The 24,154-nt window shown below is 62.5% G+C and carries 26 protein-coding genes; 17 read left to right on the top strand and 9 right to left on the bottom strand.

Annotated elements, in window-relative coordinates:
- Window positions 1–100: 100 nt before the first annotated feature.
- Window positions 101–1,081 carry a hypothetical protein gene (locus tag VFB05_RS03830; RefSeq protein WP_325008969.1) on the bottom strand — a complete coding sequence of 327 codons (981 nt, stop codon included), beginning with the start codon at window positions 1,079–1,081 and terminating at the stop codon, window positions 101–103.
- 191 nt (window positions 1,082–1,272) lie between these two features.
- On the opposite strand from VFB05_RS03830, the gene VFB05_RS03835 reads away from it, so the two are divergent.
- From VFB05_RS03835 to VFB05_RS03870, 8 genes are all read left to right on the top strand, one after another.
- Window positions 1,273–2,034 (top strand): crotonase/enoyl-CoA hydratase family protein, encoded by a 762-nt coding sequence (locus VFB05_RS03835; RefSeq protein WP_325008971.1) that lies wholly within the window; start codon window positions 1,273–1,275, stop codon window positions 2,032–2,034.
- 56 nt (window positions 2,035–2,090) lie between these two features.
- Entirely contained in the window at window positions 2,091–3,749 is a 1,659-nt protein-coding gene (locus VFB05_RS03840) for a bifunctional metallophosphatase/5'-nucleotidase (protein ID WP_414643143.1), read from the top strand.
- Between the two features lie 84 nt (window positions 3,750–3,833).
- Window positions 3,834–4,769 (top strand): histone deacetylase family protein, encoded by a 936-nt coding sequence (locus VFB05_RS03845; protein ID WP_325008973.1) that lies wholly within the window; start codon window positions 3,834–3,836, stop codon window positions 4,767–4,769.
- A 47-nt stretch (window positions 4,770–4,816) separates the two neighbouring features.
- Window positions 4,817–5,068 (top strand): exodeoxyribonuclease VII small subunit, encoded by a 252-nt coding sequence (locus VFB05_RS03850; protein WP_325008975.1) that lies wholly within the window; start codon window positions 4,817–4,819, stop codon window positions 5,066–5,068.
- Window positions 5,069–5,552: 484 nt separating this feature from the next.
- Window positions 5,553–7,478, top strand: coding sequence for a 1-deoxy-D-xylulose-5-phosphate synthase (dxs, locus tag VFB05_RS03855; RefSeq protein WP_325008977.1), 1,926 nt, complete (start codon window positions 5,553–5,555; stop codon window positions 7,476–7,478).
- 74 nt (window positions 7,479–7,552) lie between these two features.
- Window positions 7,553–8,113 (top strand): nucleoside 2-deoxyribosyltransferase, encoded by a 561-nt coding sequence (locus tag VFB05_RS03860; protein ID WP_325009164.1) that lies wholly within the window; start codon window positions 7,553–7,555, stop codon window positions 8,111–8,113.
- A 19-nt stretch (window positions 8,114–8,132) separates the two neighbouring features.
- The gene (locus VFB05_RS03865) at window positions 8,133–8,867 is read left to right on the top strand and encodes a TlyA family RNA methyltransferase (RefSeq protein WP_325008979.1); all 735 of its coding nucleotides are present in this window, start codon (window positions 8,133–8,135) and stop codon (window positions 8,865–8,867) included.
- Window positions 8,860–10,101 carry a class I SAM-dependent RNA methyltransferase gene (locus VFB05_RS03870; protein ID WP_325008981.1) on the top strand — a complete coding sequence of 414 codons (1,242 nt, stop codon included), beginning with the start codon at window positions 8,860–8,862 and terminating at the stop codon, window positions 10,099–10,101. The genes VFB05_RS03865 and VFB05_RS03870 overlap by 8 nt, the downstream gene beginning before the upstream one ends.
- Window positions 10,102–10,116: 15 nt before the next feature.
- Here VFB05_RS03870 and VFB05_RS03875 read toward each other — a convergent pair whose 3' ends face one another.
- Window positions 10,117–10,965 (bottom strand): DUF1194 domain-containing protein, encoded by an 849-nt coding sequence (locus VFB05_RS03875; RefSeq protein ID WP_325008983.1) that lies wholly within the window; start codon window positions 10,963–10,965, stop codon window positions 10,117–10,119.
- Window positions 10,966–11,541: 576 nt separating this feature from the next.
- Here VFB05_RS03875 and VFB05_RS03880 point away from each other — a divergent pair.
- From VFB05_RS03880 to VFB05_RS03890, 3 genes are all read left to right on the top strand, one after another.
- The gene (locus VFB05_RS03880; protein ID WP_325008985.1) at window positions 11,542–12,042 is read left to right on the top strand and encodes a c-type cytochrome; all 501 of its coding nucleotides are present in this window, start codon (window positions 11,542–11,544) and stop codon (window positions 12,040–12,042) included.
- Between the two features lie 55 nt (window positions 12,043–12,097).
- On the top strand, window positions 12,098–12,403 hold the full coding sequence (gene clpS / locus VFB05_RS03885) for an ATP-dependent Clp protease adapter ClpS (protein WP_325008987.1): 306 nt from the start codon (window positions 12,098–12,100) through the stop codon (window positions 12,401–12,403).
- Window positions 12,404–12,623: 220 nt separating this feature from the next.
- On the top strand, window positions 12,624–12,896 hold the full coding sequence (locus VFB05_RS03890; RefSeq protein WP_325008989.1) for a hypothetical protein: 273 nt from the start codon (window positions 12,624–12,626) through the stop codon (window positions 12,894–12,896).
- Between the two features lie 3 nt (window positions 12,897–12,899).
- On the opposite strand, the gene VFB05_RS03895 is transcribed toward VFB05_RS03890, so the two are convergent.
- Entirely contained in the window at window positions 12,900–14,087 is a 1,188-nt protein-coding gene (locus VFB05_RS03895) for an adenylate/guanylate cyclase domain-containing protein (protein ID WP_325008992.1), read from the bottom strand.
- 146 nt (window positions 14,088–14,233) lie between these two features.
- On the opposite strand from VFB05_RS03895, the gene VFB05_RS03900 reads away from it, so the two are divergent.
- Window positions 14,234–14,683, top strand: coding sequence for a nuclear transport factor 2 family protein (locus VFB05_RS03900; RefSeq protein ID WP_325008994.1), 450 nt, complete (start codon window positions 14,234–14,236; stop codon window positions 14,681–14,683).
- Window positions 14,684–14,744: 61 nt separating this feature from the next.
- Here VFB05_RS03900 and aroC read toward each other — a convergent pair whose 3' ends face one another.
- Complete coding sequence (aroC, locus tag VFB05_RS03905) at window positions 14,745–15,833, bottom strand: chorismate synthase (protein ID WP_325008996.1); 1,089 nt, start codon at window positions 15,831–15,833, stop codon at window positions 14,745–14,747.
- 221 nt (window positions 15,834–16,054) lie between these two features.
- A complete protein-coding gene (locus VFB05_RS03910; RefSeq protein ID WP_325008998.1) occupies window positions 16,055–16,648 on the bottom strand; it encodes a histidine phosphatase family protein in 594 nt (197 codons plus the stop codon).
- A gap of 266 nt (window positions 16,649–16,914) precedes the next feature.
- On the opposite strand from VFB05_RS03910, the gene VFB05_RS03915 reads away from it, so the two are divergent.
- Window positions 16,915–17,403, top strand: a complete 489-nt coding sequence (locus VFB05_RS03915) for a sigma-70 family RNA polymerase sigma factor (protein WP_325009000.1) — start codon at window positions 16,915–16,917, stop codon at window positions 17,401–17,403.
- A gap of 131 nt (window positions 17,404–17,534) precedes the next feature.
- Window positions 17,535–18,302 (top strand): anti-sigma factor, encoded by a 768-nt coding sequence (locus tag VFB05_RS03920; protein ID WP_325009003.1) that lies wholly within the window; start codon window positions 17,535–17,537, stop codon window positions 18,300–18,302.
- A 209-nt stretch (window positions 18,303–18,511) separates the two neighbouring features.
- Here VFB05_RS03920 and VFB05_RS03925 read toward each other — a convergent pair whose 3' ends face one another.
- Together VFB05_RS03925 and VFB05_RS03930 are read right to left on the bottom strand one after the other, a co-directional pair.
- On the bottom strand, window positions 18,512–19,477 hold the full coding sequence (locus VFB05_RS03925; protein ID WP_325009005.1) for a DnaJ C-terminal domain-containing protein: 966 nt from the start codon (window positions 19,475–19,477) through the stop codon (window positions 18,512–18,514).
- Window positions 19,478–19,682: 205 nt separating this feature from the next.
- On the bottom strand, window positions 19,683–20,105 hold the full coding sequence (locus VFB05_RS03930; protein ID WP_414643144.1) for an RT0821/Lpp0805 family surface protein: 423 nt from the start codon (window positions 20,103–20,105) through the stop codon (window positions 19,683–19,685).
- Between the two features lie 99 nt (window positions 20,106–20,204).
- On the opposite strand from VFB05_RS03930, the gene pdxH reads away from it, so the two are divergent.
- Together pdxH and VFB05_RS03940 are read left to right on the top strand one after the other, a co-directional pair.
- On the top strand, window positions 20,205–20,846 hold the full coding sequence (pdxH, locus tag VFB05_RS03935) for a pyridoxamine 5'-phosphate oxidase (RefSeq protein WP_325009007.1): 642 nt from the start codon (window positions 20,205–20,207) through the stop codon (window positions 20,844–20,846).
- Window positions 20,847–20,866: 20 nt separating this feature from the next.
- Window positions 20,867–21,622, top strand: a complete 756-nt coding sequence (locus VFB05_RS03940; RefSeq protein ID WP_325009009.1) for an SDR family oxidoreductase — start codon at window positions 20,867–20,869, stop codon at window positions 21,620–21,622.
- A gap of 69 nt (window positions 21,623–21,691) precedes the next feature.
- Here the strand turns inward: VFB05_RS03940 and VFB05_RS03945 are convergent, their stop codons facing one another.
- On the bottom strand, window positions 21,692–21,916 hold the full coding sequence (locus VFB05_RS03945) for a hypothetical protein (RefSeq protein ID WP_325009011.1): 225 nt from the start codon (window positions 21,914–21,916) through the stop codon (window positions 21,692–21,694).
- Between the two features lie 154 nt (window positions 21,917–22,070).
- A complete protein-coding gene (locus VFB05_RS03950; RefSeq protein ID WP_325009013.1) occupies window positions 22,071–23,048 on the bottom strand; it encodes a magnesium transporter CorA family protein in 978 nt (325 codons plus the stop codon).
- A gap of 362 nt (window positions 23,049–23,410) precedes the next feature.
- On the opposite strand from VFB05_RS03950, the gene VFB05_RS03955 reads away from it, so the two are divergent.
- Window positions 23,411–24,121 carry a L,D-transpeptidase gene (locus tag VFB05_RS03955; protein WP_414643145.1) on the top strand — a complete coding sequence of 237 codons (711 nt, stop codon included), beginning with the start codon at window positions 23,411–23,413 and terminating at the stop codon, window positions 24,119–24,121.
- Window positions 24,122–24,154: the final 33 nt, after the last annotated feature.

A 24,154-nucleotide genomic window follows, 5' to 3' on the forward strand; every position in this document is an offset into this window, starting at 1 on the left:
GCGCCTTAAACCTCGCAACGCGCGAAATGGTTCCGGCCCACGCCGGTTCCCGAAAGCATTGCCGCGGCCCGTTAGGTAATCGCGCTTCAACAGGCCAATTTTATTGCACCGGCATCGGCGGGCGCGGCACCGACGTCACCCCGGGATCAGCCTGCGGCTGTAACGGAATTGGCGGCGGAACATTCGACTGCGCGGCGGCGGGCGGCGGAGGCGCCGAAGCCTGCGCCGCATAGGACGACGGCGCTGGCCGATAGGCCGGCGGTGGCGCGGCCGCAGGCGACGGCGAATAGCTTGCTGTCGGTGAATAGACCGGTGCCGGCTTGTGCGGGGCCACCGCCGGACGCGGCGGCGCGACAGCCGCGGTCTTGGGCCTGGCGTTCTGCTCAGCAAGTTTGTCGGATGCCTTGGCGAAATCGCGCGCCATCTGCTGCTGGCTCGCCTTCAACTCCGCGATCGAGGCTTTCAGCGTCTCGATCTGCTGGTTGGCGCTGGCGAGGTCGCGCGCCATCGACTGCAGCTGCTGCGCGCTATCGGACGACGGTGCCGCGGCGCTCGCCGCCGCATTATCGGGCGTGCCGCTATCGGCCGTGTTTTGCGCGGGCGCGGGCGCGTCAGCTGCGGGCGCCGCAGTCGCGTCGGCCGGTTGATCAGATGGGCTTGATTCCTTGCCAAGACCTATCTTGTCCAGCGGCAGCGAGGCGACGATCGCCCATTTCGGCAACGACGTTATGAGCGTCTTCTTGGCGGCGTAGCCGAACGTCTGCCAGGTCAGCGCAACGCCGGTAATACCTGCCGCCACCAGAAGGGCGGCGATCGCGCGCATCAACCTCCGGCCAAAGCTCGAACCGCGTGCCGGCAGATCGTCATTGACGGCGGTCGCGCGAAACGTCGCATCGACCGCCGGCACCGACGCGGCGTCTGCTTCGAGAGCAGCGCGAACTTCGGTCTCCGAATGCTGTCGCGCGGCTGCGCGCAGGAGGTCGGTGATTTCTGCGTCTGATGGCGCAACCCGCACCTGATCGGATGGAATCTCAACGAAATCACGACGATCGGTCGTGTTAGGCTTCGCGCTGGCTTGCATTGGCCCTCCGTCACCGGTCCCCGCCGGCGAGTCGCATGCGGTCTGTCCGAGCATAGGACAGCCCCAGCCTTCACCCCGGTTTGACCAAACCAAGGCAATCCCGTGGTGAGGTTGAGGCTAGTTGTGGACGACGTGACCGTAAATATAGGATATTTCGGCACCTCCCGCCATTGCCTGAAGGCTCAAGAAATATGACCGGACATGTCACCGTTACCGACGAAGACGCCGTGCGCGTGATCCGGCTCTCCCGGCCGGACAAGAAAAACGCGATCACGCAAGACATGTATCGCGACATGAGCGCGGCGATCGATAGCGCGCAAGGCGACGCCTCAGTCCGCTGCCTGATCATTTCGGGCGAACCGGGCGTCTTCACTGCCGGCAACGATCTGGAAGACTTTTTGAAGGCCGGTACGTCCAATACCGGCACACCGCGAGCCTCTGAGGCGATCAAATTCCTGCATTCTTTGGCCCACAATGCCAAGCCGATCGTGGCGGCCGTCGACGGCATCGCGATCGGCATCGGCACGACGATGCTGTTTCACTGCGATCAGGTGATCGCCTCGACTCGCGCGACCTTCGCAACGCCCTTTATTCATCTCGGTCTCGTGCCGGAAGGCGCCTCCAGCCTGCTCGCGCCCTGGATGATGGGACATCAGCGCGCGTTCTCCATGCTGGTGATGGGCCGCAAGCTCGATGCCGAGGAGGCGCGCGAGGCCGGCTTCGTCAACGCGGTGGTCGCGCCGGAGTCACTCGAAGCCGAAGCACAAAAAGTGGCACGCGAAATCGCTTCCCTGCCCGCCGAGGCAGTCGCCGCCTCACGCAAGCTGCTCAAGCATACGCCGGAAGATCTGATCCGCCGGATCGACCACGAAAGCCACCTGTTCGGCGAACGGATGCGCTCGGCTGAGGCGGTCGCGGCGTTCAAGGCGTTTTTTGCGCGGAAGAAGTCCTGAGCTTCTTGGGCACAAAGCTTCGTGAAATCGTCGTCCCCGCTCCCTATTGTCGCGCCATGAGACATTCGCTCGCGCTGGCTTTCACCGCCTTGATGCTGGTCACCTCACCTCCAGCGGCGGCGCAACCGGTAACGATTGATTTGCGCATTCTCGCGATCAATGATTTCCACGGCTACCTACGCGCCTCACCCGGCGGAATCAGGACCGCCGATCCCAATGACAAAACCAGGAAGATCACGGTGCCCGCCGGCGGCGCCGAGTACATGGCGACCCTCGTCAGGGAGCTTGAGCACGGTCACAAGAATACGATCTTCGTTGCGGCCGGCGATTTGATCGGCGAGAGCCCGCTGCTATCGGCCATGTTCCACGACGAGCCGACGATCGAGTCGCTTTCGATGATGGGGCTTGCGATTGCCGCCGTCGGCAATCACGAGTTCGACGAGGGCAAGGACGAGTTGAAGCGGATGCAGAATGGCGGCTGCCACCCGGTCGACAACTGTCAGGGACCGCACCCGTTCACGGGCGCGAAGTTTCACTACCTGGCTGCTTCCACGATCGAGACCGCGACCGGCAAGACGGTTTTTCCTCCTTACGAAATCAGGGAGTTCGACGGTATTCCCGTTGCCTTCATCGGCCTGACGCTCAAGGGCACCTCCGGCATCATTTCGCCAGCAAGCGCGGCGGGCCTGGAATTTCGCGATGAAGCCGACACCGTGAATGCGCAGGTCGCGGAACTGAAGGCGCGCGGCGTCGAAGCCATCGTCGTCCTGATTCACGAAGGCGGCTATCCGACCGGCGACTACAACGAATGCCCCGCTATCGCGGGCGCGATCGTCGAGATCGTCAAGAAATTCGACCGTGCGGTCGATCTCGTGATCAGCGGCCACACCCATCAAGCCTATGTCTGCAACATCGACGGACGGCTGGTCACCTCGGCCGACAAATACGGCACGCTGGTCACAGCAATCGACGTGACACTCGACACCAGGACGCGCGACGTCGTCAGCGCCAAGGCGGATAACGTCATCGTTCGCAGCAATACGCTAGCCAAGGACCCCGACCAGACGGCGTTGATCGCCACTTACGACAAACTCGCAGCGCCCATCGCAAATCGGCGCGCCGGATCGGTCACAGCTGCGCTGTCGCGCGTGCCGAACGAGGCCGGCGAGAGCGCGCTTGGCGATGTCGTCGCCGACGCGCAGCTGGCGGCGACCGCAAGCGCAGCCGATGGTGGCGCGGTGGCCGCCTTCACCAATCCCGGCGGCTTGCGCGCCGACGTTGCAGGCAAGGAGGACGGCTCAGTGACCTATGCCGACCTCTTTGCAAGCCAGCCGTTCCGCAATCAGCTCGTCACGCTCACGATCTCAGGCAGCCAGATCAAGGCCATGCTGGAACAGCAATGGCTGGATCCGAAGCGGCCACGGATCCTGCAAGTGTCGAGAGGATTCAGCTACGCGTGGGACGATACAAAGCCGTTCGGCGAGCGCGTCATCGCGGATTCGATGTCGCTGAACGGCGAGCGTGTGGATCCCGCCAAAAGCTATCGCATCACCGTGAACAACTATCTCTCCACCGGCGGCGACGGTTTTGCGGCGCTCAAGGACGGCACCGCGCAGCAATTCGGCGTCTATGATGCCGATGCGCTCTACGCCTACTTCCAGGCCAACAGCCCGATCAGCCCAGCACCTGCCGCGCGCATCAAACGGGCGAACTAGTGGCGGCGGCCTTTCCCCGGCCGCGATCAGCCCTTACATTGCGAGTTCCTCGAACGGCGCGCCGGGCGCGTGCAAAGGGTGTTTATGACGACGCTTCTCGTATCCCATCCGTCGACCCTCAACCATCTGACCCCGCCAGGCCATCCCGAGCGGCCGGACCGGATTCGCGCCGTTGACGAGACTCTCGCTGAAAAACGGTTCGATCCGCTGGTGCGCGAACTGGCGCCGGAAGGTTCGCTCGATCTGGTCACGCTGTGCCACGACGAGCACTATGTCAGCGAGTTGCGCCGCATCGCGCCGACGAACGGCATCGTCTATCTCGACGGCGACACCTCGATGTCATCCGGAACCTGGGAAGCGGTGATGCGCGGCGTCGGCGGCGCGGTTGCCGCGACGGATGCGATCATGTCGGGAAAGCACTCCAACGCCTTCGTGGCAATGCGCCCTCCCGGCCATCACGCCGAAACCAATCGGCCGATGGGCTTTTGCCTGTTCGATCATGCCGCCATTGCGGCGCGTCACGCCCAGAAGAAATATGGCATCAGCCGCGCCGCCGTGGTCGATTTCGACGTCCACCACGGCAACGGCACCCAGGATATTTTCTGGGCCGACAAGACCGTGATGTATTGCTCGACGCATCAGATGCCGCTGTTCCCCGGCACCGGCGCAACCGGCGAACGCGGCGAACATGACAACATCGTCAATGCACCGCTTGCGCCGGAAGACGGCAGCACCAGGTTCCGCGCGGCCTTCGAGAACATGATCCTGCCGAACTTGAGCAAGTTCAGCCCCGAACTGATCATCATCTCGGCCGGATTCGATGCGCATCATCGCGATCCCCTCGCCTCGATCAATCTCAAGGCGGACGACTTCGGGTGGGTGACGCGAAAGCTGATGGAAGTCGCCGACCGCAGCGCGGGGGGACGAATTGTCTCGGTCCTGGAGGGCGGTTATGATCTTCAGGGCCTGAAGGAATCGGTCGCGGCCCATGTCAGCGCCCTGATGGGATCGGCATCCTGAGCCGACCAAATTGAAGCGCCGACAAACAACACATCCAGGAAACCAAGATGGCTGAAAGCGCGCAAGGCGACGTCAAGAAACTGAGCTTCGAGCGCGCGATGGAGGAACTCGAATCCATCGTCAAGCGGCTCGAAGACGGCAAGGTGCCGCTGGAGGAGTCGGTTGCGATCTACGAACGTGGCGAAACCTTGAAGCGCCGCTGCGAGGAATTGCTGCGCCAGGCAGAAGCACGCGTCGACAAGATCACGACCGACTCGAGCGGTCAGCCCACCGGCACGGAACCTCTCGACGTTCAGTGACGTTTCGGCGCATCGCCCCGGCTGCTCACGCCGCATTGCATTGGGGCTTTGCTGAAATGGTTAAGCGAGACGGGCCGTCTTTCGGGATTGGCCCGTAATTTGGCCCAATTCAGCCCCGAAAGCCGCCCCCAACGAAAGAAATTTGGGTTCCACACAAACCCTTGGGTTCCCGGCTGTTCCCCGGGCGGTTGGCTTTGGGCGGCACTTTGGTGTAAAGCTCCTGACGCTATGGGCTGACGAAGGCACTCGTCCGGGGTGTTCTTGTGATGTCAAGTGCTTCAAATAGCTCAATAAAATGATGGACAGGGTGGAACCGTCTGGGGTGATGCAAATCACATTGAACAATCCGGAGCGCGCCTAAGACTACCGATCGGGCCTTCAGCCGGTCACCTGGCATCCGGGTCCGGGTCGCTTGCGCATAGTTTTTGCGCAACCCATTTCACGTCGGGCCGTTGATCCCGACTTTACAAATTGGAATATCGCTGTGACCGAATACAGTAAGACGCCGCTTCTCGACACGATCCGCACCCCGGACGATCTGCGCCGGCTCAAGGTAGAACAACTCCGGCAGGTCGCCGACGAGCTCCGTCAGGAAACCATCGATGCGGTTTCGGTGACGGGCGGTCACTTCGGCGCCGGCCTCGGCGTGGTCGAGTTGACCACCGCCATTCATTATACCTTCGACACTCCGCGCGACCGCCTGATCTGGGACGTCGGCCACCAGGCATATCCGCACAAGATCCTCACCGGCCGCCGCGACCGGATCCGTACCTTGCGCACCGGCGGCGGGCTCTCCGGTTTCACTAAACGCACCGAAAGCGATTACGATCCCTTCGGCGCCGCGCATTCCTCGACCTCGATTTCCGCAGGCCTCGGCATGGCCGTGGCGCGCGACCTTGCCGGTGGCACGAACAACGTGATCGCGGTGATCGGCGACGGCGCGATGTCGGCGGGCATGGCCTATGAGGCCATGAACAATGCCGGCGCGATCAACTCCCGCCTGATCGTCATCCTCAACGACAACGACATGTCGATTGCGCCGCCGGTCGGCGCGATGTCGGCCTATCTGTCGCGGCTCTATTCCGGCAAGACCTATCGCACGCTGCGCGAAGTCGCCAAGCAGATCAACAAGCGGCTGCCGAAGATCCTCGCCAACCGCGCCAACCGCGTCGAGGAATATTCCCGCGGCTTCATGATGGACGGCGGCACGCTGTTCGAAGAACTCGGCTTCTACTATGTCGGTCCGATCGACGGCCATAACCTCGATCACCTGCTGCCGGTCTTGCGCAACGTCCGCGACATGGAGGACGGACCGATCCTCGTCCACGTCGTGACGCAGAAGGGCAAGGGCTACGCGCCGGCGGAAGCCTCCGCCGACAAGTATCACGCCGTCGTCAAGTTCGACGTCGCGACCGGCGCCCAGGCCAAGGCCAAACCGAATGCGCCCGCCTACCAGAACGTGTTCGGCCAGAGCCTCGTCAAGGAAGCGCAGAAGGACGAGAAGATCGTCGCGATCACGGCGGCGATGCCTTCGGGCACCGGGGTCGACATCTTCAACAAGGCATTTCCGAAGCGCACCTTCGACGTTGGCATTGCCGAGCAACATGCGGTGACTTTCGCCGCGGGTCTCGCCACCGAAGGCTACAAGCCGTTCTGCGCGATCTACTCCACCTTCCTGCAACGCGGCTACGACCAGGTCGTCCATGACGTGGCGATCCAGAGCCTGCCGGTGCGTTTTGCGATCGATCGTGCGGGTCTCGTCGGCGCTGACGGCGCCACTCACGCGGGCTCGTTCGACAACGCCTATCTCGGCTGCTTGCCGAATTTCGTGATCATGGCAGCCTCCGACGAAGCCGAGCTCGTCCACATGGTGGCGACGCAAGTGGCGATCGACGATCGCCCGAGCGCGGTGCGCTATCCGCGCGGCGAAGGCCGCGGCGTCGAGATGCCTGAAGCCGGCATCCCGCTCGAGATCGGCAAGGGCCGCATCATCCGCCAGGGCAGCAAGATTGCGCTGTTGTCGTTCGGCACGCGCCTTGGCGAATGCGAGAAGGCAGCCGACGAGCTTGCTGCACATGGCCTGTCGACCACGATTGCCGACGCGCGCTTCATGAAGCCGCTCGACGAGGAATTGATCCTGAAACTTGCGCGTGAGCACGAGATCCTGATCACGATCGAGGAAGGCTCGGTCGGTGGCTTCGGCTCGCACGTGATGCAGTTCATGTCCGACAGCGGTGCGCTCGATGGCGGCGTGAGGGTGCGCACGATGGTGCTGCCCGACGTGTTCCTCGACCACGATTCGCCGAGCGCGATGTACGGCCGCGCCGGCCTCGACGCCAAGGGCATCGTCGCCAAGGTGTTCGAGGCGCTCGGCAAGGACGTCAAGACCGAGACGGTCAAGCTCGCCTGACCGCGAGCTTTGGTTTTGACGCGTTTTCTTCACGCGAACCGGTTCCCACTTCGCTCGAAAACGCTATGGCTATGATGAAGATCTATCTGGCAGGACCCGATGTGTTCCTGCCAGATGGGTTGGAGATTGGCCGGCAGAAAGTCGATATCTGCAGCCGCTACGACCTGATCGGCCTCTACCCTCTCGACAACGTCGTGGATCGCGTGGCTATCGATGCGTCGCTCCGGATATTCAAGGCCAACGAGGCCATGATGGATGAGGCGGACGCCATCATTGCCAACCTGACGCCGTTCCGGGGGCCTGGTGCCGACGCGGGAACCGTGTACGAACTCGGTTACATGGCGGCGCGCGGAAAACTTTGTCTCGGCTATTCGAACGATCCCGCGACTTACGCCGAGCGCGTGCGGCGTTTCACAAAAGTGACGACCAACGCCGGCCATCTCACCGATGCCGACGGATTGACCGTTGAAGATTTCGGCCACAACGACAATCTGATGATGATTCATGCGCTCGATCTCAACGGCAGGCCGCTGGTGCTGCCACGTCAAAGGCCGGTTGATATCTGGCGCGAGCTGGGCGCGTTCGAGACGTGCGTCCGGTTCGCCGCCGAACGGCTCAGCGCCAAACGACCGTAGACCCGACAGGTTTTGAACAATGCCCTCTTCCCGCAAACGCATCGATCTTTTGCTGGTCGAGCGCGGGCTGTTCGAAAGCCGCGCGCGAGCGCAGGCGGCGATCGAGGCCGGGCTTGTTTCGGCAAACGACAAACAGGTGCTGAAGGCTTCGGAGACGATCGCCGCGGACGCGGCACTCAAGGCCGAACCGGCCCACCCCTTCGTCTCGCGGGGCGGCGTCAAGCTTGCGGGTGCGCTCGAGCGATACCCGATCGATATTGAAAATCACGTCTGCCTCGACGTCGGCGCCTCGACCGGCGGTTTCACGGAAGTCCTGCTCGCGAACGGCGCCAGCGTGGTGTTTGCGGTCGACGTCGGACATGGGCAATTGCACCCTTCGTTGCGTGACCACCCCAAGGTCGTTTCCATGGAAGAGACGGACATCCGCGCATTCGAAGGCAAGCGGCTCCCTGCCCGGCCCGACATGGTGGTGATCGACGTCAGCTTCATCTCGCTCAAGGCAGTGTTGCCGGTCGCCCTGTCGCTGGCAGCGGCGCCGATGCATCTTTTGGCACTGATCAAGCCGCAATTCGAAGCCGGCCGCAAACATTCCAAGCGCGGCATCATTCGCAACGCCGCCGTACACCAGGAAATCTGCGACGACATCTCGGCATTCGCATCGTCGCTCGGATGCACCGACATCCGCGTATTCCCCTCCCCGATCACGGGCGGAGACGGCAACGTCGAATTCTTCATCGGCGCGCGTCGTGGTTGAACGCCTCCTCATCGATCATGTCGGCCATTTCGGCGACGGCGTCGCGCTTGTCGAGGGACAAAGCCTGTTCGTTCCGTATACGCTCGGCGGCGAGACGGTCGACGTCGCGCCCGCACCCGGTCATCACCCGGACCGGCGGCAGTTGCTCCGGGTCGAACACGCAAGCGCGGAACGCATCGAGCCGTTCTGCCCGCATTTCGGCATCTGTGGCGGCTGCGCGATCCAGCACTGGGAGCCCGCGCGCTATCACGCCTGGAAACGCGACCTCGTCGTCGCGACGCTTAAGCAAGCGAAGATCGACTGCGAGGTTGCAGAGCTTATCGATGGCCACGGCAGCGGCCGCCGCCGCATGACCCTGCACGCGCGCAAAGGCACCCATGACGTGCTCAAGGTCGGCTTTGCCACCGCGCAGTCACACGATATCGTTCCGATCGACCGTTGCCCGATCCTCGATCCCGGCCTCAATGGCGCGCTGGACGCAGCCTGGGCGCTCGCAGAGCCTCTGACCGCGATCGGCAAACCACTCGATATCCAGATCACCGCGACCGATGCCGGCCTCGATGTCGACGTCAGAGGCTCCGGCCCGCTGCCAGCCGCGCTCGTCGCGTCGCTGTCCAACATCGCGGCGAAGCATCGTCTAGCGAGGCTGACGCGGCACGGCGAACTGGTGCTCATGCGCGAGCCGCCCGGCGTGACGATGGGCAAGGCACGCGTGATCCTGCCGCCGGGCTCGTTTCTCCAGGCCACCGTCGCGGGCGAAGAGGCGCTGGCCGCGCTGGTCGCAAAGCATTGCGGACGCGCCAAACGGATCGCCGACCTCTTTTGCGGCGTAGGTCCGTTTGCGCTCCGGCTCGCCGAAAAATCGCGCATCACTGCCTTCGACAGCGATGCGGGCGCAATTGCGAGCCTGCAAAAGGCAGCTAGCTCGACGCAAGGGCTAAAGCCAGTCAAGGCAGAGGCCCGCGACCTGTTTCGCCGGCCGCTCGTCGCCGAAGAATTGCGCGATTTCGACGCCGTCGTGTTCGACCCGCCGCGGCAGGGCGCACAGGCGCAAGCCGAGCGGTTAGCTGCGAGCAAGATGCCGGTGGTGATCGCGGTTTCGTGCAACGCGGCGACTTTTGCCCGCGACGCCCGCATCCTGATCGACGGCGGCTACAAGATCGAGGGCGTTACGCCCGTCGACCAGTTCCGCCACACGCCGCATGTCGAACTCGTGGCGCGTTTTGTGCGATGACGGCCCTGGCAGGGCTCAGCGCCCCCAGCGGTCCTGCCACATCCGTTCACCGATCTGGCAGTTGATCCGCGGCTCCTTCTCGGCGACGGGAACTATGCGGCGTTCTGGCGTGCGGCCGGCAACTTCGAGCAGAAGCTTGGTGCGGATGGCTTCCTTGAACTTCTCGCGATCCTTGATCGGAACCACGAAAGAACCGGGACCGCCGACCACGCAGTCTTCGTAGTACCAATCGAGATTTTCGATATCCATCGTCGAGTAGGACGGATCCTTCACCATGATCGGCAAGCCGTTGATGATGATACCCTTGGAGACCGCCTCGTCGCGCGCCGGCACAACCGGCGCGCCGTTGTTGTTGGCGCCGTCGCCGGAGATGTCGATGACGCGCCGCAATCCGGGATATGGGTTGTTCTCGAACAGCGGCATCGCAAAATAGATCGCGCCGGAGATGGACGTGCGCGAGGCGCGGCGGATCGGCGCTTTCAGGATTTCGTCGGCAACGGCATCGGCAGTTTCGGGACCGTCGATGACACGCCAGGGAATGATGATCTTCTGATCGTTCGACGCCGCCCACTCAAAATACGTGACCGCGATTTTGCCGTTCGGCAACGCCTTCAGCGCCTGCAAAAACTCCTTCGAGACGATCGCCTGCGCATAGCCTTCGCGCTGCACGGCAAGTTCGTCCATGTCCATCGAATAAGAGACGTCGACCGCCAGCACGAGTTCGACATCGACCTGGGCGGCAGCCTTGTCCGCCGCCTGCATCGTCGGCCGATGACGTGCATCCGGCGCGGCCACTCCCGCGCCGTCGCTTGCGGTGAGCACACTCGCCACCAACACCGCTCCGATCGAGACATACCAGCGCATCTTGCGGACCTCCCGTCGTGTGATGATGTTGACACGCAATGTGGCCGACGGAAAGGCGGAACATGATGCGGCGTTCACATTCAGGTTAGCTGAAAATAACTGCTGCTTTTTGCGCCGGGCGGCCTGGTCATATGCCCGGATCTTTTGCGCCGACGTCTTTTCTTCCAGGGATTTTGCAGGATGCGCGCGGCCGTGCCATACAGCGCACTTTGATAATCGATGTTTCGGGGGCAAAATGATTGTGTGGCTGGGCTTGCTGTGTCTGTTGCTGTCCGTGTGTTTCGATGCAGCAATGGCGGAAACGGCGATCGAGCGAGGCGATTATCTCGTCAATACGATTCTCGCCTGCGGCAACTGCCACACGCCGCGTGAGGCCAATGGCGCGCCGATCAAGGACGGGGCGTTGTCGGGCGGACGCCTGTTCAATACGCCGGCCTTTGTCGTCACCACGTCGAATATCACGCCGGATGTCGAAACCGGGATCGGAAGCTGGAGCGATAAGGACGTCAAGCGGGCGCTGATCGAGGCATTCGCCCCGACCACCACCGCATCGCAGGCGCGCCGCTCGCGGCGATCATGCCCGCCAACTTCTACAAGGCGCTGCTACCTGAGGATCTCGACGCCATCGTCGCGTATTTGCGTTCGCTCAAGCCGATCCGCAACGAGATCGCCAATCCCGAATACAAGATGCCGGTTCACCGCGATCCCTATCCCGACGCGGAGAACGGATTCGACAAGGCCCTGTTCACCGATCCGGTGAAACGCGGCGCCTATCTCGTCACCATCGGTCATTGCATGGAGTGTCATTCCGAACGCACCAAGGGCACCTCGGACTACAAGGCCGGGCTTGGCCGCGGCGGCAGGGTCTTTCCGGAGGGCGGCATCGCCGCCAACATCACCGCGGCAGGCCTCAAGGGCTGGAGCGATCAGGAAATTGTGCGCGCCATCACCCATGGCATCAGCCGCGACGGCCATACGCTCAAGCCGCCGATGGGATTTTCCTATTATGCCGGTTTGAAGGAGAGCGATCTCGCCGACATCGTGGCCTATTTGCGGACAGTTCCGCCCCTGCAATGATGCCATCCCCTCTTGGCCGGTACCAAGACGGGCCGGAAGGCATTATTATTGAGGGATGAGCGACACCGTCACCAAGCCGAAAACCAGGGTCAAGACCAAGGTCGAACGGCCGCGGCTGCACAAAGTCATTCTGCTCAATGACGACTACACGCCGCGCGAATTCGTCGTCACGATTCTCAAGGCGGAGTTCCGCATGACCGAGGACCAGGCGCACAAGGTCATGATCACGGCGCACCAGCGCGGCGTCTGCGTCGTTGCCGTCTTCACCAAGGACGTCGCCGAGACCAAGGCGACCCGCGCGACTGATGCTGGCCGCGCCAAAGGCTATCCGTTGCTGTTCACGACAGAGCCGGAAGAGTAGCGGGCGCCCGGCTTGACGTATCACAACTCAGACGTTATCGAATTAATCGTGCAACTATAAGCTATCCGCACATCGCTGAACATCGCCGCGCTCCTTGGTTGCCAACGCGGATCGACGAAAGCGACGCCTTAACATCCGAAATCGACACAACGCGGCTCGTGCAGCCACGTCGGCCGCAAGCCGTTGCCTAGCGTCATCGAACCGGAAGAGTAACGACATCATGAGACGTGCAATTATTGGTGCAGTGCTTTTGTTCTCGACGCCGGCGATGGCTGCCACCGTCTATGTCCCCCCGCCCGTTCACGTCGCCCCGATTCACGTGGCCCCGACGGTCCGCGTCCATCCCGGCGTGCATGGCCAGTCGGGGGTCAAGCCGGGAACGAAGGGCGGCACGCATTCACGCACCGTTACGGTCGTCACCGAGACATCAACACCAAAAAAATGCGATCAGAAATCGGCAAAGGGCTGCCAGAAAAAGCCGACGGACCACTGACCATCAGGCGGGTGCAAGCGCCTCATCCGACAGGCCGTAAACGCGCGCCGCCTTTGAAAATCCGGCAACCGGAAATTCGCCGAGATCTTCCCATCGATCCGGAGAGGCCGACGCAAAGGCCGCCGACGCCAATACCGTGCGGTGCAGACGGCTCGCCATCTTTTCAAGTCTTGCCGCGAGATTGACCGCAGGGCCAATGCAGGTGAAGTCGAGGCGGTTGCCGCCCCCGATATTGCCGTAGAGAATCCGCCCCACATGGAGCGCGACACCGAAGCGAAAGCGCTCGACGGTGTCGCCGATCGGAAATTGCATGGCATCGACATTGGCGCGGGCCTCGCAAGCCGCCTCCAGAACCTGAGCGCAGGCCTGGCCGACATCGCCGACATATTCGTCGATCGGAAACACCGCGAGCAGTCCGTCGCCCATGAACTTCAGAACTTCGCCGCCGTGTTTTGCGATCGCAGAGACCTGGCAGTCGAAATAGCGGTTGAGGATGTCGACCACGGTCTCCGGCGGCAGCCGGTCCGACAGCGCGGTGAAGCCGCGCAAATCCGACAACCAGATCGCAGCATCCATCGTCTCGGCGTGGCCACGCCTGATCTGCCCGCCGAGGATGCGCGCGCCGGCGCGGTTTCCAACATAGGTATCGAGCAGGATCGAGGACATGAAGCGCAGCCGCGTCACTTCGATCAACCGGGCGAGCGGCGGAATCAGCGCGCGAATGGCATTGACCTGCGCGGCCGTAAAGCCGCCCGGCTGGCGGGTGGTCCAGCTCGAGGCATGAACCGAGCCGTCGACGTGCAGAAGCGGCAGCGCAAGATAGTCGGTAATCCCCTCTTCACGCAAATCGTCGAACAACGGGAAGCGCTTGGCGTCCGGCCCATCCATCCGTGCCCTGATCTCGCACCCCTCGCCGAACACGATCTTGAGCGGACTGCGGCCATATTCCGGCGAATCCAGCACGTCATAATTCGCGGTGCCGACAACGATCTCGGCGCCCGGCCGCCAGAGGAAATTGCGTCCGATGACATCGGGATGCAGCGTCCTGACGAAAATGCCGACCCGCCAGAGCGGCAGCCCGGCCGCGACCATCCGCTCGCAGGTCTCCGTCATCATCCGTGGCGGGTTGGGAGCGGACCGCGCGCCGTCGATCAGCCATTCCGTCAAATTCCGCAGGGCCAGCGCATCCATGGGATCCACCTTCATGTGGAGGCCGAGTGCGCGTCAAGGCGACGCCTCGGCCATCCCTACCGGTACGATAACATAGCTAGGTAAAAGCTCGACAAAAGCGGGGGCGGCTGCAAGACTTGATCGATAATAAAACGAGGGAGGAAACAATGAATATCAGCCGCCGTCAGCTGGCGTTGCCGGTACTTGCCGTTGGAATCCTGGGCGTCGTTCCTGCTACCCACGCGGGAGCAGATGAGGATGACGTCAAGAAAAATGTGGAGGCGTTTCGCGCCGCTCAATTCGCCTCAGACGCCAAGACACTGGAACGCCTCTGTGCGCCCGAACTCAGTTACAGCCACTCCGACGGCAGAATCGAAGACAAGGCGACCTTTGTCGCCAACGCCACCAACGGAAAATCAAAATTCATCTCGCTCGCTTACGACGATTTGAGCATTCGCGTCGTCGGTCCTGCCGCCATCGTGCGGTTTCATTGGCGCGGCGAGAGCGAGAGCGCGGCTGACGGCAAGAAGAGCTCTACCAATCTCCACATCCTGATGAATTGGCAAAAGCAGGGCGCGGACTGGAAGCTATTGTCCCGCGCATCGACCAAGCTTTGATTCAGTCGGGCCGAGTTAAGGGACGGGCGGCCGGTCCGCCCGAAAGCTTTTGCCGGAGACCTTAGTTGCCGACCTGGCCGCGATGGCGCAGGAAATGATCCGCGAGCACGCACGCCATCATGGCCTCGCCGACCGGAACCGCGCGAATGCCGACGCAGGGGTCGTGGCGGCCCTTGGTCAGAATTTCGGTCTCGCCGCCCTTGCGATCGACGGTGCGGCGCGGCGACAAGATCGACGACGTCGGCTTCACCGCAAAGCGCACCACCACCGGCTGGCCGGTCGAAATGCCGCCCAGTATGCCGCCGGCCCGATTGGACAGGAAGGTGACGCCCTGATTGCCCATCCGCATCTCGTCGGCATTTTCCTCGCCGCTTAGTTCAGCCGCGGCAAAGCCGGCGCCGATCTCGACACCCTTCACCGCGTTGATGCTCATCATCGCCGCCGCGAGGTCCGCATCGAGCTTCGCATAGATCGGCGCGCCCCATCCGGCCGGCACGCCTTCCGCGACCACTTCGATCACCGCGCCGATCGATGAGCCGCTCTTGCGGATGCCGTCGAGATAGTCCTCGAAGAAAGCGGCCTTGTCCTTGTCGGGACAGAAGAACGGATTCTTCGCAACCACATCCCAGTCCCATTTGTCGCGATCGATCTTGTGCGGCCCCATTTGCACCAGCGCGCCGCGCACGGTGATACCGGGCAAAATCTTGCGCGCGATCGCGCCGGCGGCCACCCGCACCGCGGTCTCGCGCGCCGAGGAACGCCCGCCACCGCGATAATCGCGCAGGCCATATTTGGCGTCGTAGGTGTAGTCGGCGTGGCCGGGACGAAACTTGTCCTTGATGTCGGAATAATCTTTCGAGCGCTGATCGGTGTTCTCGATCAAAAGCCCGATCGGCGTGCCGGTCGTGACCTGCGCGCCGGTTTCCGGATGCGCCATCACGCCGGACAAAATCTTCACCGCATCCGGCTCCTGGCGCTGCGTGGTGAAGCGCGATTGCCCGGGGCGGCGGCGATCGAGGTCGCGCTGGATGTCGTCTGCGGTCAGCGGGATCTGCGGCGGGCAGCCATCGACCACGCAGCCGATCGCAACCCCGTGGCTCTCGCCAAAGGTCGTGACCCGGAACAGATGGCCGAAGGTATTGTGGGACATGGTCTGTCGTAACGCGGGAGGCCCTGTGGGGTCAAATCGGCAGTGTCCCGGTTCTGACATTCGCATCGTGTCGCGGCGGGTTCGTTTACGAATGTCAGAACCAAAGGACACTGCAAATATATGGGTTCTAGTGAAGCTTTGACTCTGACGTTCCTTTGGCGGGGTCGCCGCGAAACTGAAAGGAACGTCCGAGTCGCTTCGCTGGATGCTTCGATTCGCCCTTAACTATACTTCGCTAAGGTGCTGTCGCTGAACACGTAAACCGCGCCCTGCTCAGTCGCCAGGTCAGCGGCGCTTTCGGGGGTTTCAAGACCAAGCACGACCATCAGCGCCCGAGCGGTGCCGCCGTGGGCAACCGCGACCGTGTCGGCGGCAAGCCCGCGGTACCATTCGCCCACCCTCGCCTGCAACGAGACGTAGCTCTCGCCGCCCGGCGGGGTCATCGTCCACTTTTCGGCCTCGCGGCGCGCGAACAGTTCAGGGTCTCTCGCCTGCGCTTCAGCCAGCGTCGATCCCTCCCACTCGCCATAACCAAGTTCGCGCAGGCGATCGTCGATCGCGTAAGCAGAACGCGGAAGCTTCAATGTGCCGCGCACGAGCTCCATGGTCTGACGCGCGCGGCCGAGCGGGCTCGCGACAAAGGAAAGCGACGACGCGCTCCGGCTATCGCGCCTGAGCAGCTCGGCAAGGATACGGCCCGCATGCACCGATTGCTCGCGGCCGAGTTTGTTGAGCGGAACGTCCTGCGCGCCCTGCAAGCGGCCCAACGCATTCCACTCCGTCTCGCCATGGCGGATGTAATAGATGGTCGGCACTTAGTGTTTCGCGAGCGAAATGCCCGGGGCGTCCAGTCGTTCGTTCATCGAATCCGAGTTTTTCACGATGTGACAATTCCGATGCGCAGTTGCTGGTTTGGAGGTACACCAGCTCCGATGGCCGGTACAGGCCCTCCATGATGCAAGGCGAGCACCCGTGAGATTACGGGTGGAATAGCCATTTCGATCTGGGGTTTAGTGTTTGTATCAGGTTTTGACGCTCGCGATCGCCGGGCACCATACGGGATGATTTGGAATCGGACGCGATGACGGCGTTTCGCGAGAGTGTCGAAGCCATGATACCGGCGCTACGCCGGTATGCGCGCGCGCTCACGCGCGATGCCGACATTGCTGACGATCTTGTGCAAGATACGCTGGTTCGCGCTTTGCGCTCGGAACGGCTTTTTCTCGGTGGTGACGTGCGGAGCTGGCTCTACACCATCCTGACCAATCTCAACAAGAACAGGCGGCGATCACTGGCCCGGCGGCCGCAATTCATGCCGCTCCTGGAGAACAATCCGGATGCCAGCGGGACCGAAGCCGAAGGCCGCGATATCGCCAAGGCCCTGGCGACGCTGGTGGACGATCAGCGCGCTGTGCTGCTGCTCGTGATGCTGGAAGGATTGAGCTATCGCGAAGTCGCCGACATCCAGGGCGTGCCGATCGGCACGGTGATGTCGCGACTGGCGCGTGCCCGCGCCCACGTGAAGGCGGTGCTCGAAGGCGAGCGCCCGGCACTGCGACGGGTGAAGTAAATGATGAGCTTTATGAGCGAGCGTGTAGTGGCTGATTTTTTTGGGGAAACCGCATTGCAAACGCGGTCGTATTTCCGTCGGGGAGTGCGGGAGTCGGCCGGAATCATTTCGACCCAGAAGAGACGACGACCATGACCGACCCAAAGATTCCCGTCACCGAAGACGAGCTGCACGCTTACGTCGACAACGAGCTGCCGGCGGAACGCCGCGGCGATGTCGAAGCGTGGCTCGCCACCTACCCAGATGATGCCGAACGGGTACGGGCATGGCGCGAAATGGCGGATGCGCTGCACGCCCGCTACGACCATGTGGCCGATGAGGCAGTGCCGAAGCGGCTGGAGCTCGAGCGGCTGGTGCAGCGGCCACGCAAATGGCTGTACGGCGCGGTCGCGGCGGCGCTGGCGGCTTTCATGTGCGGCGGCAGCATCGGCTGGGTAGCGCGGGGCGTCACCGCGACACCGTCGGCAATGGAGAGCCTGACGACGGACGCGCTCGATGCGCACCGGCTTTATGTGGTCGAGGTCCGCCATCCGGTCGAGGTGCCGGGCAGCGAGCGCGATCACTTGCAGACGTGGCTGACCAAGCGCTGCGGTTGGGAGGTTCGCGCGCCGAAACTGGACGCCAGCGGGCTGAAGCTGGTCGGCGGCCGGCTATTGCCGGGCCCTGCCGGACCGGCCTCCTTCTTCATGTATGAGAGCGCGTCGGGCGAGCGCTACACGCTTTACGCCTCGCGCTCGAAATCCGGATCGGCTCAGATGCGCTACACCGCCGCCGAGAATTCCGGCGCGATGTACTGGTCGGAAGACGCCGTCAGCTATGTGCTTTCAGGACCAATGGACAAGGAGAAGCTGCACAAGGTGGCGCGCCAGGTCTACGACCAGAACGACAAAGGCGGCTGACGCAGCGTGACGCGTGGCGAAATGGCCACGTCCAAATTCGGACATTAAGAATCTGGAATTGGAACATGGACGCGTCTCAATATCGCACCATGTGCTCACGAAAAGTTGTGACGCGTTCGATCCGCCGATCGACGCAAGCGGCCTCGGCTGGGGTTTGTACCGCGCTGGTCCCCCAGTTCGAGGCCGCACCCCTTATGTTGCCGCAGCGTTTACGAAAAATCGCTGCGAGGGTTGTAGGGATGCGCTTCACGCCACTTCTGCATTAACGCCTCCAGCTCGGCGTTGTTCCCATCCGGCAACATGATGCGAGTCGTGACGAGCAGATCGCCGTTTCCACCGGTTTTCGGCAGACCCTTGCCTTTGAGGCGGAAGGTGCGGCCGCTCGACGTATTTTTCGGAATCGAGAGCTCGACCGCACTGCCGAGCGTCGGCACGCGAACCTTCCCGCCCAGCACCGCCTCGTAGAGCGTGATCGGCAAATCGAGACGCAGGTCGCTGCCGTCGATCTTGAAGAACGCGTGCGGCGCAATACTGACCGTGATCAGGAGGTCGCCGGGCGGATGGCCCGGCGCGGTCTCGCCCTGCCCCTTCAGCCGAATCTGCTGGCCGGCAACGACGCCCGGCGGAATCTTGACGTTGAGCTCCTTTCCGGTCGGCAGCCGGACTCGTTTCTCCGCCCCCTTGACCGCCTCCTCGAGCGAGACGGTCATGGCAACGGACAGATCGAGGTCCATCGCCATGGTGCCGGGGTCGAACTCGAAGCGAGCGCCACCGCCGCCCGCTCCTGCCCGGCCGCCGCGCGCCGCGGCGCCGAACATGCTGTTGAGGATGTCCTCGAAGCCGCCGCCGCCAAAGCCCGCGCCGGCACCACCGCCGCCAGTCCGGAACGTATGAGTCTCAAAGCCGCCGGCGCGCCCGCGCGCACCGCCGCCAGGAAAGCCCTGGAAGCGCGGCTTGCCATCGGCATCGATCTCGCCGCTATCGAACTGCTTGCGCTTGTCCTCATCACCAATGATCTCGTTGGCCGAATTCAGCTCGGCAAACCGAGCGGCAGCCTTCGGATCGTTCTTGTTGGTGTCGGGGTGGTACTTCTTGGCAAGCTTGCGATAGGCGCTCTTGATCGCCGCGGCATTAGCACTCCGCGGCACCCCCAAGACCTCATAGGGGTCGCGCATCCGTCAGTTCTCCTTCAAGGGAAGTCATTGAGCTTAGTCTATGGGCGCGAAGCCCGCTCCTGTTTTCATCTGGGGATTTCGTGGCATTTTTGCAACGGGCTTCCCGACCGCGGTGGCCGTCGGACGGGAACAGGATTGCGCGCATTTTCAGCCATTTGCAAAGACAAGCCGAAGCAAAAGCAGATTCTGAACTGGCGGCCCGGCTCTAACTCTGCCGCCAAGGCTTGAGCGTATGGATTTCCCACTGTCCACGGCCGGTCTGGCAGGCCGCGCCCTGCAGCCAGCTTTCCGAATCACCTTTGACGTAACTGGCGAGGAAATCCCGGCAGGTTCGCCCCTCCGAAGAATAGGCCTGCGCCAGCGGCGTCACCGAACCGCGTGCACCGGTCTCGGGGTTTTCCCACGGCTGGCTCGCATCCTTGTCGCCCTTGGTCAGGACGTCTGAGGCGGCATTGCGGGCAAAAGCGAGATCGGTCTCGGTCGGCGTCGCCGAAACAGTTTTCGGACCGATCGACCCGGTCGGCTCATCGTTCCTGGCAAACATGCTGTCCAGCCGCGAAACGCTGCAGCCGCCCGCGCTGACGCCGATCAGGATCAGCGCCGCCATCCCCGCCGGACGGATCGGCAATAGGCCAAAGCGTCCCCATGCCCTATATAAGGCTGGCCTCACATGGGGTGTTAACGCGCATCTGGCCGCGGGCGGGCGCAACCTTGGACTCCACGTACAATGACGGACACGACCTCCATCAAACACCCGACACCCTTAACAACAGGTGATTTCACCGCCGCGGAGGAACCCTTGGCCCTGTTCGGGGCGTGGCTTGCTGAAGCTACCAAGGCCGAGCCCAACGATCCCAACGCCATGGCGCTTGCGACCGTCGACACCGACGGCCTGCCGGATGTGCGGATGGTGCTGATGAAGGGCTACGACGGCAGCGGCTTCGTGTTCTACAGCCATATCGCCAGCCAAAAAGGCCGCGAATTGGCCGCAAATCCTAAGGCGGCGTTACTTTTTCACTGGAAGTCGCTGCGCCGACAGGTGCGCATCCGGGGGACGGTATCACCGGTCACCGATGCCGAAGCCGATGCCTATTTCGCCACCCGTCCCAAACAGGCCCAGATCGGCGCCTGGGCGTCGAAGCAATCGCAGCCGCTGGAAAGCCGCTTCGCCTTTGAACAAGCGATCGCCAAGGTTGCCGCGCAATACATCATCGGCGAGGTGCCACGCCCGCCCGGGTGGAGCGGCTGGCGCATTACGCCGCTACAGTTCGAGTTCTGGCATGACCGCCCGTTCCGTCTGCACGACCGCATCGAATTTCGCCGCGACGCGCCCGGCCAAACCTGGTCGAAGACGCGGCTGTATCCCTGATCGGGAGATTAAAGGACCCCATGGCCACTTCAGCCCACAACGGACCAAGGCGGACGCTGCTGCTCACCGGAGCCAGCCGCGGCATCGGCCATGCCACCGTGATCCGCTTTTCCTCGGCCGGCTGGCGCGTCATCACCTGCTCGCGGCATCCGTTTCCGGAAGACTGTCCGTGGGACGCCGGGCCTGAAGACCACATCCAGGTCGATCTTGCCGATCACGACGACACCGCGCGCGGCATTTCCGAAATTCGCGAACGGCTGGAAGGCGGCGTGCTGCACGCGCTCGTCAACAATGCCGCGATCTCGCCGAAGGCCGAAGGCGGCAAACGGCTCGGTTCGATCAACACCGATCTCGAGACCTGGACCCACGTTTTCCGGGTCAATTTCTTTGCGCCGATCATGATGGCGCGCGGCCTGATCGAGGAATTGAAGGCGGCCAAAGGATCCGTCGTCAACGTCACCTCGATCGCAGGTTCCCGGGTGCATCCGTTCGCGGGCGCAGCCTATGCGACCTCGAAGGCGGCGCTGGCAGCGCTGACGCGCGAGATGGCGGCCGATTTCGGCCCGCTCGGCGTACGGGTGAATTCAATTGCGCCGGGCGAGATCGACACCTCGATCCTGTCGCCGGGCACCGAAAAGATCGTCGAACAGCAAATCCCGATGCACCGGCTCGGCACGCCGGACGAGGTCGCAAAGATTATCTATGTGCTGTGCACGGAGACCAGCTCTTACGTGAACGGCGCCGAAATCCACATCAACGGCGGCCAGCACGTCTAGTCTCTGTGGTGGCACGCGCCTTAAGGCGCGCGAAGGCCTGAAACGCCTGAGCGCCAAAACGACAAGACCTCAGATCAGCCCGCGCAAGATCTGGGCCGCCTGCCAGCGCAGCGCTTCCTGGGTGTTGGCAATGCTGGAACACTCGTCCTCGAATTCGCCCTCGCCGAGCGCTGCTCCGCAATGCCGGCAGGTGCGCGCCGACATTGCCTGCGCCCTGACCACGATATTGCGGCCCTGCTGGTAGCGTGCGAAGTCGATGACGTTCTGCATTGGCCTTATGACTTTCTCAACCATTGGAGTTCTCGCGGATCGTTCGCGAGTGTTATGGCAGAAAGCCGTCGCGCAAACGTTCAGTCCACCGCTCAAATTTTAGCGGAGCGAGTGGCCTGAGGAGTCGGGGAATCCCGCGTACTTTTTTAACCTCGATCGCGTGCCGAGGAGGCCTGATTTAGAGCCACTTCTTCCAGCGGAAGTACATGTAGGGCGCGACCGCCGCAACCACCATCATCAGGACGGCAAGCGGATAGCCGTGGTGCCATTCCAGTTCGGGCATATCCTTGAAATTCATGCCGTAGATCGAGGCGATCAGGGTCGGCGGCATCAGAACCACCGCCATCACCGAAAACAGCTTGATGATGTTGTTCTGCTCGAGGTTGACGACGCCGAGCATTGCATCGAGCACGAAGGTGATCTTGTTGGAGAGATAGGAGGCGTGATCGGTCAGCGAGGCGACGTCGCGCTGCTGGGTCTTGAGCTGCTCACGCATGTCCTTGCTCCATTTCACGCCTTCGATGACGGCGGAAAGGAACGTCACGAGGCGGCCGATCGAAACCAGGCTTTCGCGGACTTTTGAGGTCAGATCGCCTTTGCGGCCGATGGCGATCAGGATCTGCGAGTAGCGCTTGGCATTGCCGTGGCGTTCGCTCTCGGGCTCGAAGATATCGTGAGAGACCTGGTCGACGTCGGCGCCGATGCGCTCCAGGATGTCGGCGCAGCGGTCGATCACTGCATCCAGAAGCTCCATCAGCACCATTTCGCCGGTAATGCTGGCGGAGCAACTGCGGGCGAGCTTGTTTTCCACGAGCACGAACGGCTTCGGGTCGTCGTAGCGCACGGTGACCAGGCGATGCCCGGCAAGAATGAAGGTCACCGCCGTGGTCTTCGGGGCCTCGGTGTCGGACTGACACATCAGCGTCGCCGTCATGTAGCGCGCGCTGTTCTCAATATAGAGGCGGCTCGAAATTTCGATTTCCTGCATGTCCTCGCGGGTCGGCACCGCGATTCCGGCGAGCCGCTCCACCGCCTTGTCCTCGGCCATGGTCGGCTTCACGAGGTCAATCCAGACGGCATTTTCGGGCAGCTTGTCGAGGTCTGTGACTATGGCCTTCCTCAGGGAGGACTCGTTAGGGACGAACACCGAGAACATGCAGAACTCCGCAACGGGTGAAGGCCGATTAACCAAGACAACGTGTAACCAAGAGCCTTGTAGTCGGGGCTTGGCCCGATTGGGCAAACCTTTCGTGGTGGCCGGCCGGCCCACAGCCATTGCGGCCTTGCGGTGGCGAAAGGGTGACGGAATCCGCCCGATTGCCTCGCTAATTGCCGGAGAATCATGGATTGCTCAAGTACTTGCGGCAAAAAAGACACAGACACCCCGCCGCAGTGCCGAAGTGCCATCTAGGCGCTGGAATTATTGCCAATTTCGGCGATAATGTGGGAGTGCAGATGGAATCGTGGCGAGCGGACGTTTTTCGCCTCGAACGCATCACTTTCGATTGGAAATCCAAGATGCCGTTGAAACTGACGTCGCTGAAATTGGCAATGGCTGTGACAGCCGCCGGGTTCCTGCTCTCGGGGTGCATGGAAACGGCAAACTATGAGGCGACCAATACCGCCGCGTTCAAGCAGCGCGACAAGGAACTGCTCGCGAAGGTTCGCTACGAGAACGTGCAGCCGCCGGAGAACTTCCGCCGCGCGATTGTCGACTATCAGCGCAAGGAAGCGCCTGGCTCGATCGTGGTGGATTCCGACAACCATTATCTCTACTACGTGATGAACGACGGCAAGGCGATCCGCTACGGCATCACCGTGGGCGAAGAAGCGATGGCGTGGTCGGGCATCGCCAAGATCGGCGCGATGACTGAGTGGCCGGCCTGGCATCCGACCAAGGGCGAGATCGAGCGCCTCGGCGTTCCCACTTTCGTGCCGCCCGGTCCGGACAATCCGATGGGCTCGCGCGCGATGTATCTGTATTCCGGCGGCAAGGATACGCTGTTCCGGATTCACGGCACCAACCAGCCGGAATATATCGGCCAGTCGATCTCCTCTGGTTGCATCCGGATGACGAACGAAGACGTGATCGATCTCTATAACCGCGCCAAGATGGGCACCATCGTGGTCGTGCTCGCGCCCCACCACGGCAGTGACTCGCCGTTCGGCGGTTCGTCGCAGATGGCACAGAGCGGCGGCGGCAACACCAGCTTTGGTTCGTGGCAGTAAGCCACCGCTTCTGATTTGACGGAAACAAGAGCG

Origin of the sequence: Bradyrhizobium sp., assembly GCF_035652035.1 — a bacterium.
GTDB lineage: Bacteria > Pseudomonadota > Alphaproteobacteria > Rhizobiales > Xanthobacteraceae > Bradyrhizobium.

Coding starts and splice junctions, on each gene's coding strand:
- VFB05_RS03955 (WP_414643145.1), top strand. CDS start 23,411: ATGCCGTTGAAACTGACGTCGCTGAAATTGGCAATGGCTGTGACAGCC.
- VFB05_RS03860 (WP_325009164.1), top strand. CDS start 7,553: ATGAAGATCTATCTGGCAGGACCCGATGTGTTCCTGCCAGATGGGTTG.
- VFB05_RS03915 (WP_325009000.1), top strand. CDS start 16,915: ATGACGGCGTTTCGCGAGAGTGTCGAAGCCATGATACCGGCGCTACGC.
- VFB05_RS03945 (WP_325009011.1), bottom strand. CDS start 21,916: ATGGTTGAGAAAGTCATAAGGCCAATGCAGAACGTCATCGACTTCGCA.
- VFB05_RS03845 (WP_325008973.1), top strand. CDS start 3,834: ATGACGACGCTTCTCGTATCCCATCCGTCGACCCTCAACCATCTGACC.
- aroC (WP_325008996.1), bottom strand. CDS start 15,833: ATGTCCCACAATACCTTCGGCCATCTGTTCCGGGTCACGACCTTTGGC.
- pdxH (WP_325009007.1), top strand. CDS start 20,205: ATGACGGACACGACCTCCATCAAACACCCGACACCCTTAACAACAGGT.
- VFB05_RS03880 (WP_325008985.1), top strand. CDS start 11,542: ATGCCCGCCAACTTCTACAAGGCGCTGCTACCTGAGGATCTCGACGCC.
- VFB05_RS03865 (WP_325008979.1), top strand. CDS start 8,133: ATGCCCTCTTCCCGCAAACGCATCGATCTTTTGCTGGTCGAGCGCGGG.
- VFB05_RS03925 (WP_325009005.1), bottom strand. CDS start 19,477: ATGCGCGACCCCTATGAGGTCTTGGGGGTGCCGCGGAGTGCTAATGCC.
- VFB05_RS03875 (WP_325008983.1), bottom strand. CDS start 10,965: ATGCGCTGGTATGTCTCGATCGGAGCGGTGTTGGTGGCGAGTGTGCTC.
- VFB05_RS03850 (WP_325008975.1), top strand. CDS start 4,817: ATGGCTGAAAGCGCGCAAGGCGACGTCAAGAAACTGAGCTTCGAGCGC.
- clpS (WP_325008987.1), top strand. CDS start 12,098: ATGAGCGACACCGTCACCAAGCCGAAAACCAGGGTCAAGACCAAGGTC.
- VFB05_RS03900 (WP_325008994.1), top strand. CDS start 14,234: ATGAATATCAGCCGCCGTCAGCTGGCGTTGCCGGTACTTGCCGTTGGA.
- VFB05_RS03835 (WP_325008971.1), top strand. CDS start 1,273: ATGACCGGACATGTCACCGTTACCGACGAAGACGCCGTGCGCGTGATC.
- VFB05_RS03840 (WP_414643143.1), top strand. CDS start 2,091: ATGAGACATTCGCTCGCGCTGGCTTTCACCGCCTTGATGCTGGTCACC.
- VFB05_RS03940 (WP_325009009.1), top strand. CDS start 20,867: ATGGCCACTTCAGCCCACAACGGACCAAGGCGGACGCTGCTGCTCACC.
- VFB05_RS03895 (WP_325008992.1), bottom strand. CDS start 14,087: ATGGATGCGCTGGCCCTGCGGAATTTGACGGAATGGCTGATCGACGGC.
- VFB05_RS03830 (WP_325008969.1), bottom strand. CDS start 1,081: ATGCAAGCCAGCGCGAAGCCTAACACGACCGATCGTCGTGATTTCGTT.
- VFB05_RS03890 (WP_325008989.1), top strand. CDS start 12,624: ATGAGACGTGCAATTATTGGTGCAGTGCTTTTGTTCTCGACGCCGGCG.
- VFB05_RS03950 (WP_325009013.1), bottom strand. CDS start 23,048: ATGTTCTCGGTGTTCGTCCCTAACGAGTCCTCCCTGAGGAAGGCCATA.
- VFB05_RS03920 (WP_325009003.1), top strand. CDS start 17,535: ATGACCGACCCAAAGATTCCCGTCACCGAAGACGAGCTGCACGCTTAC.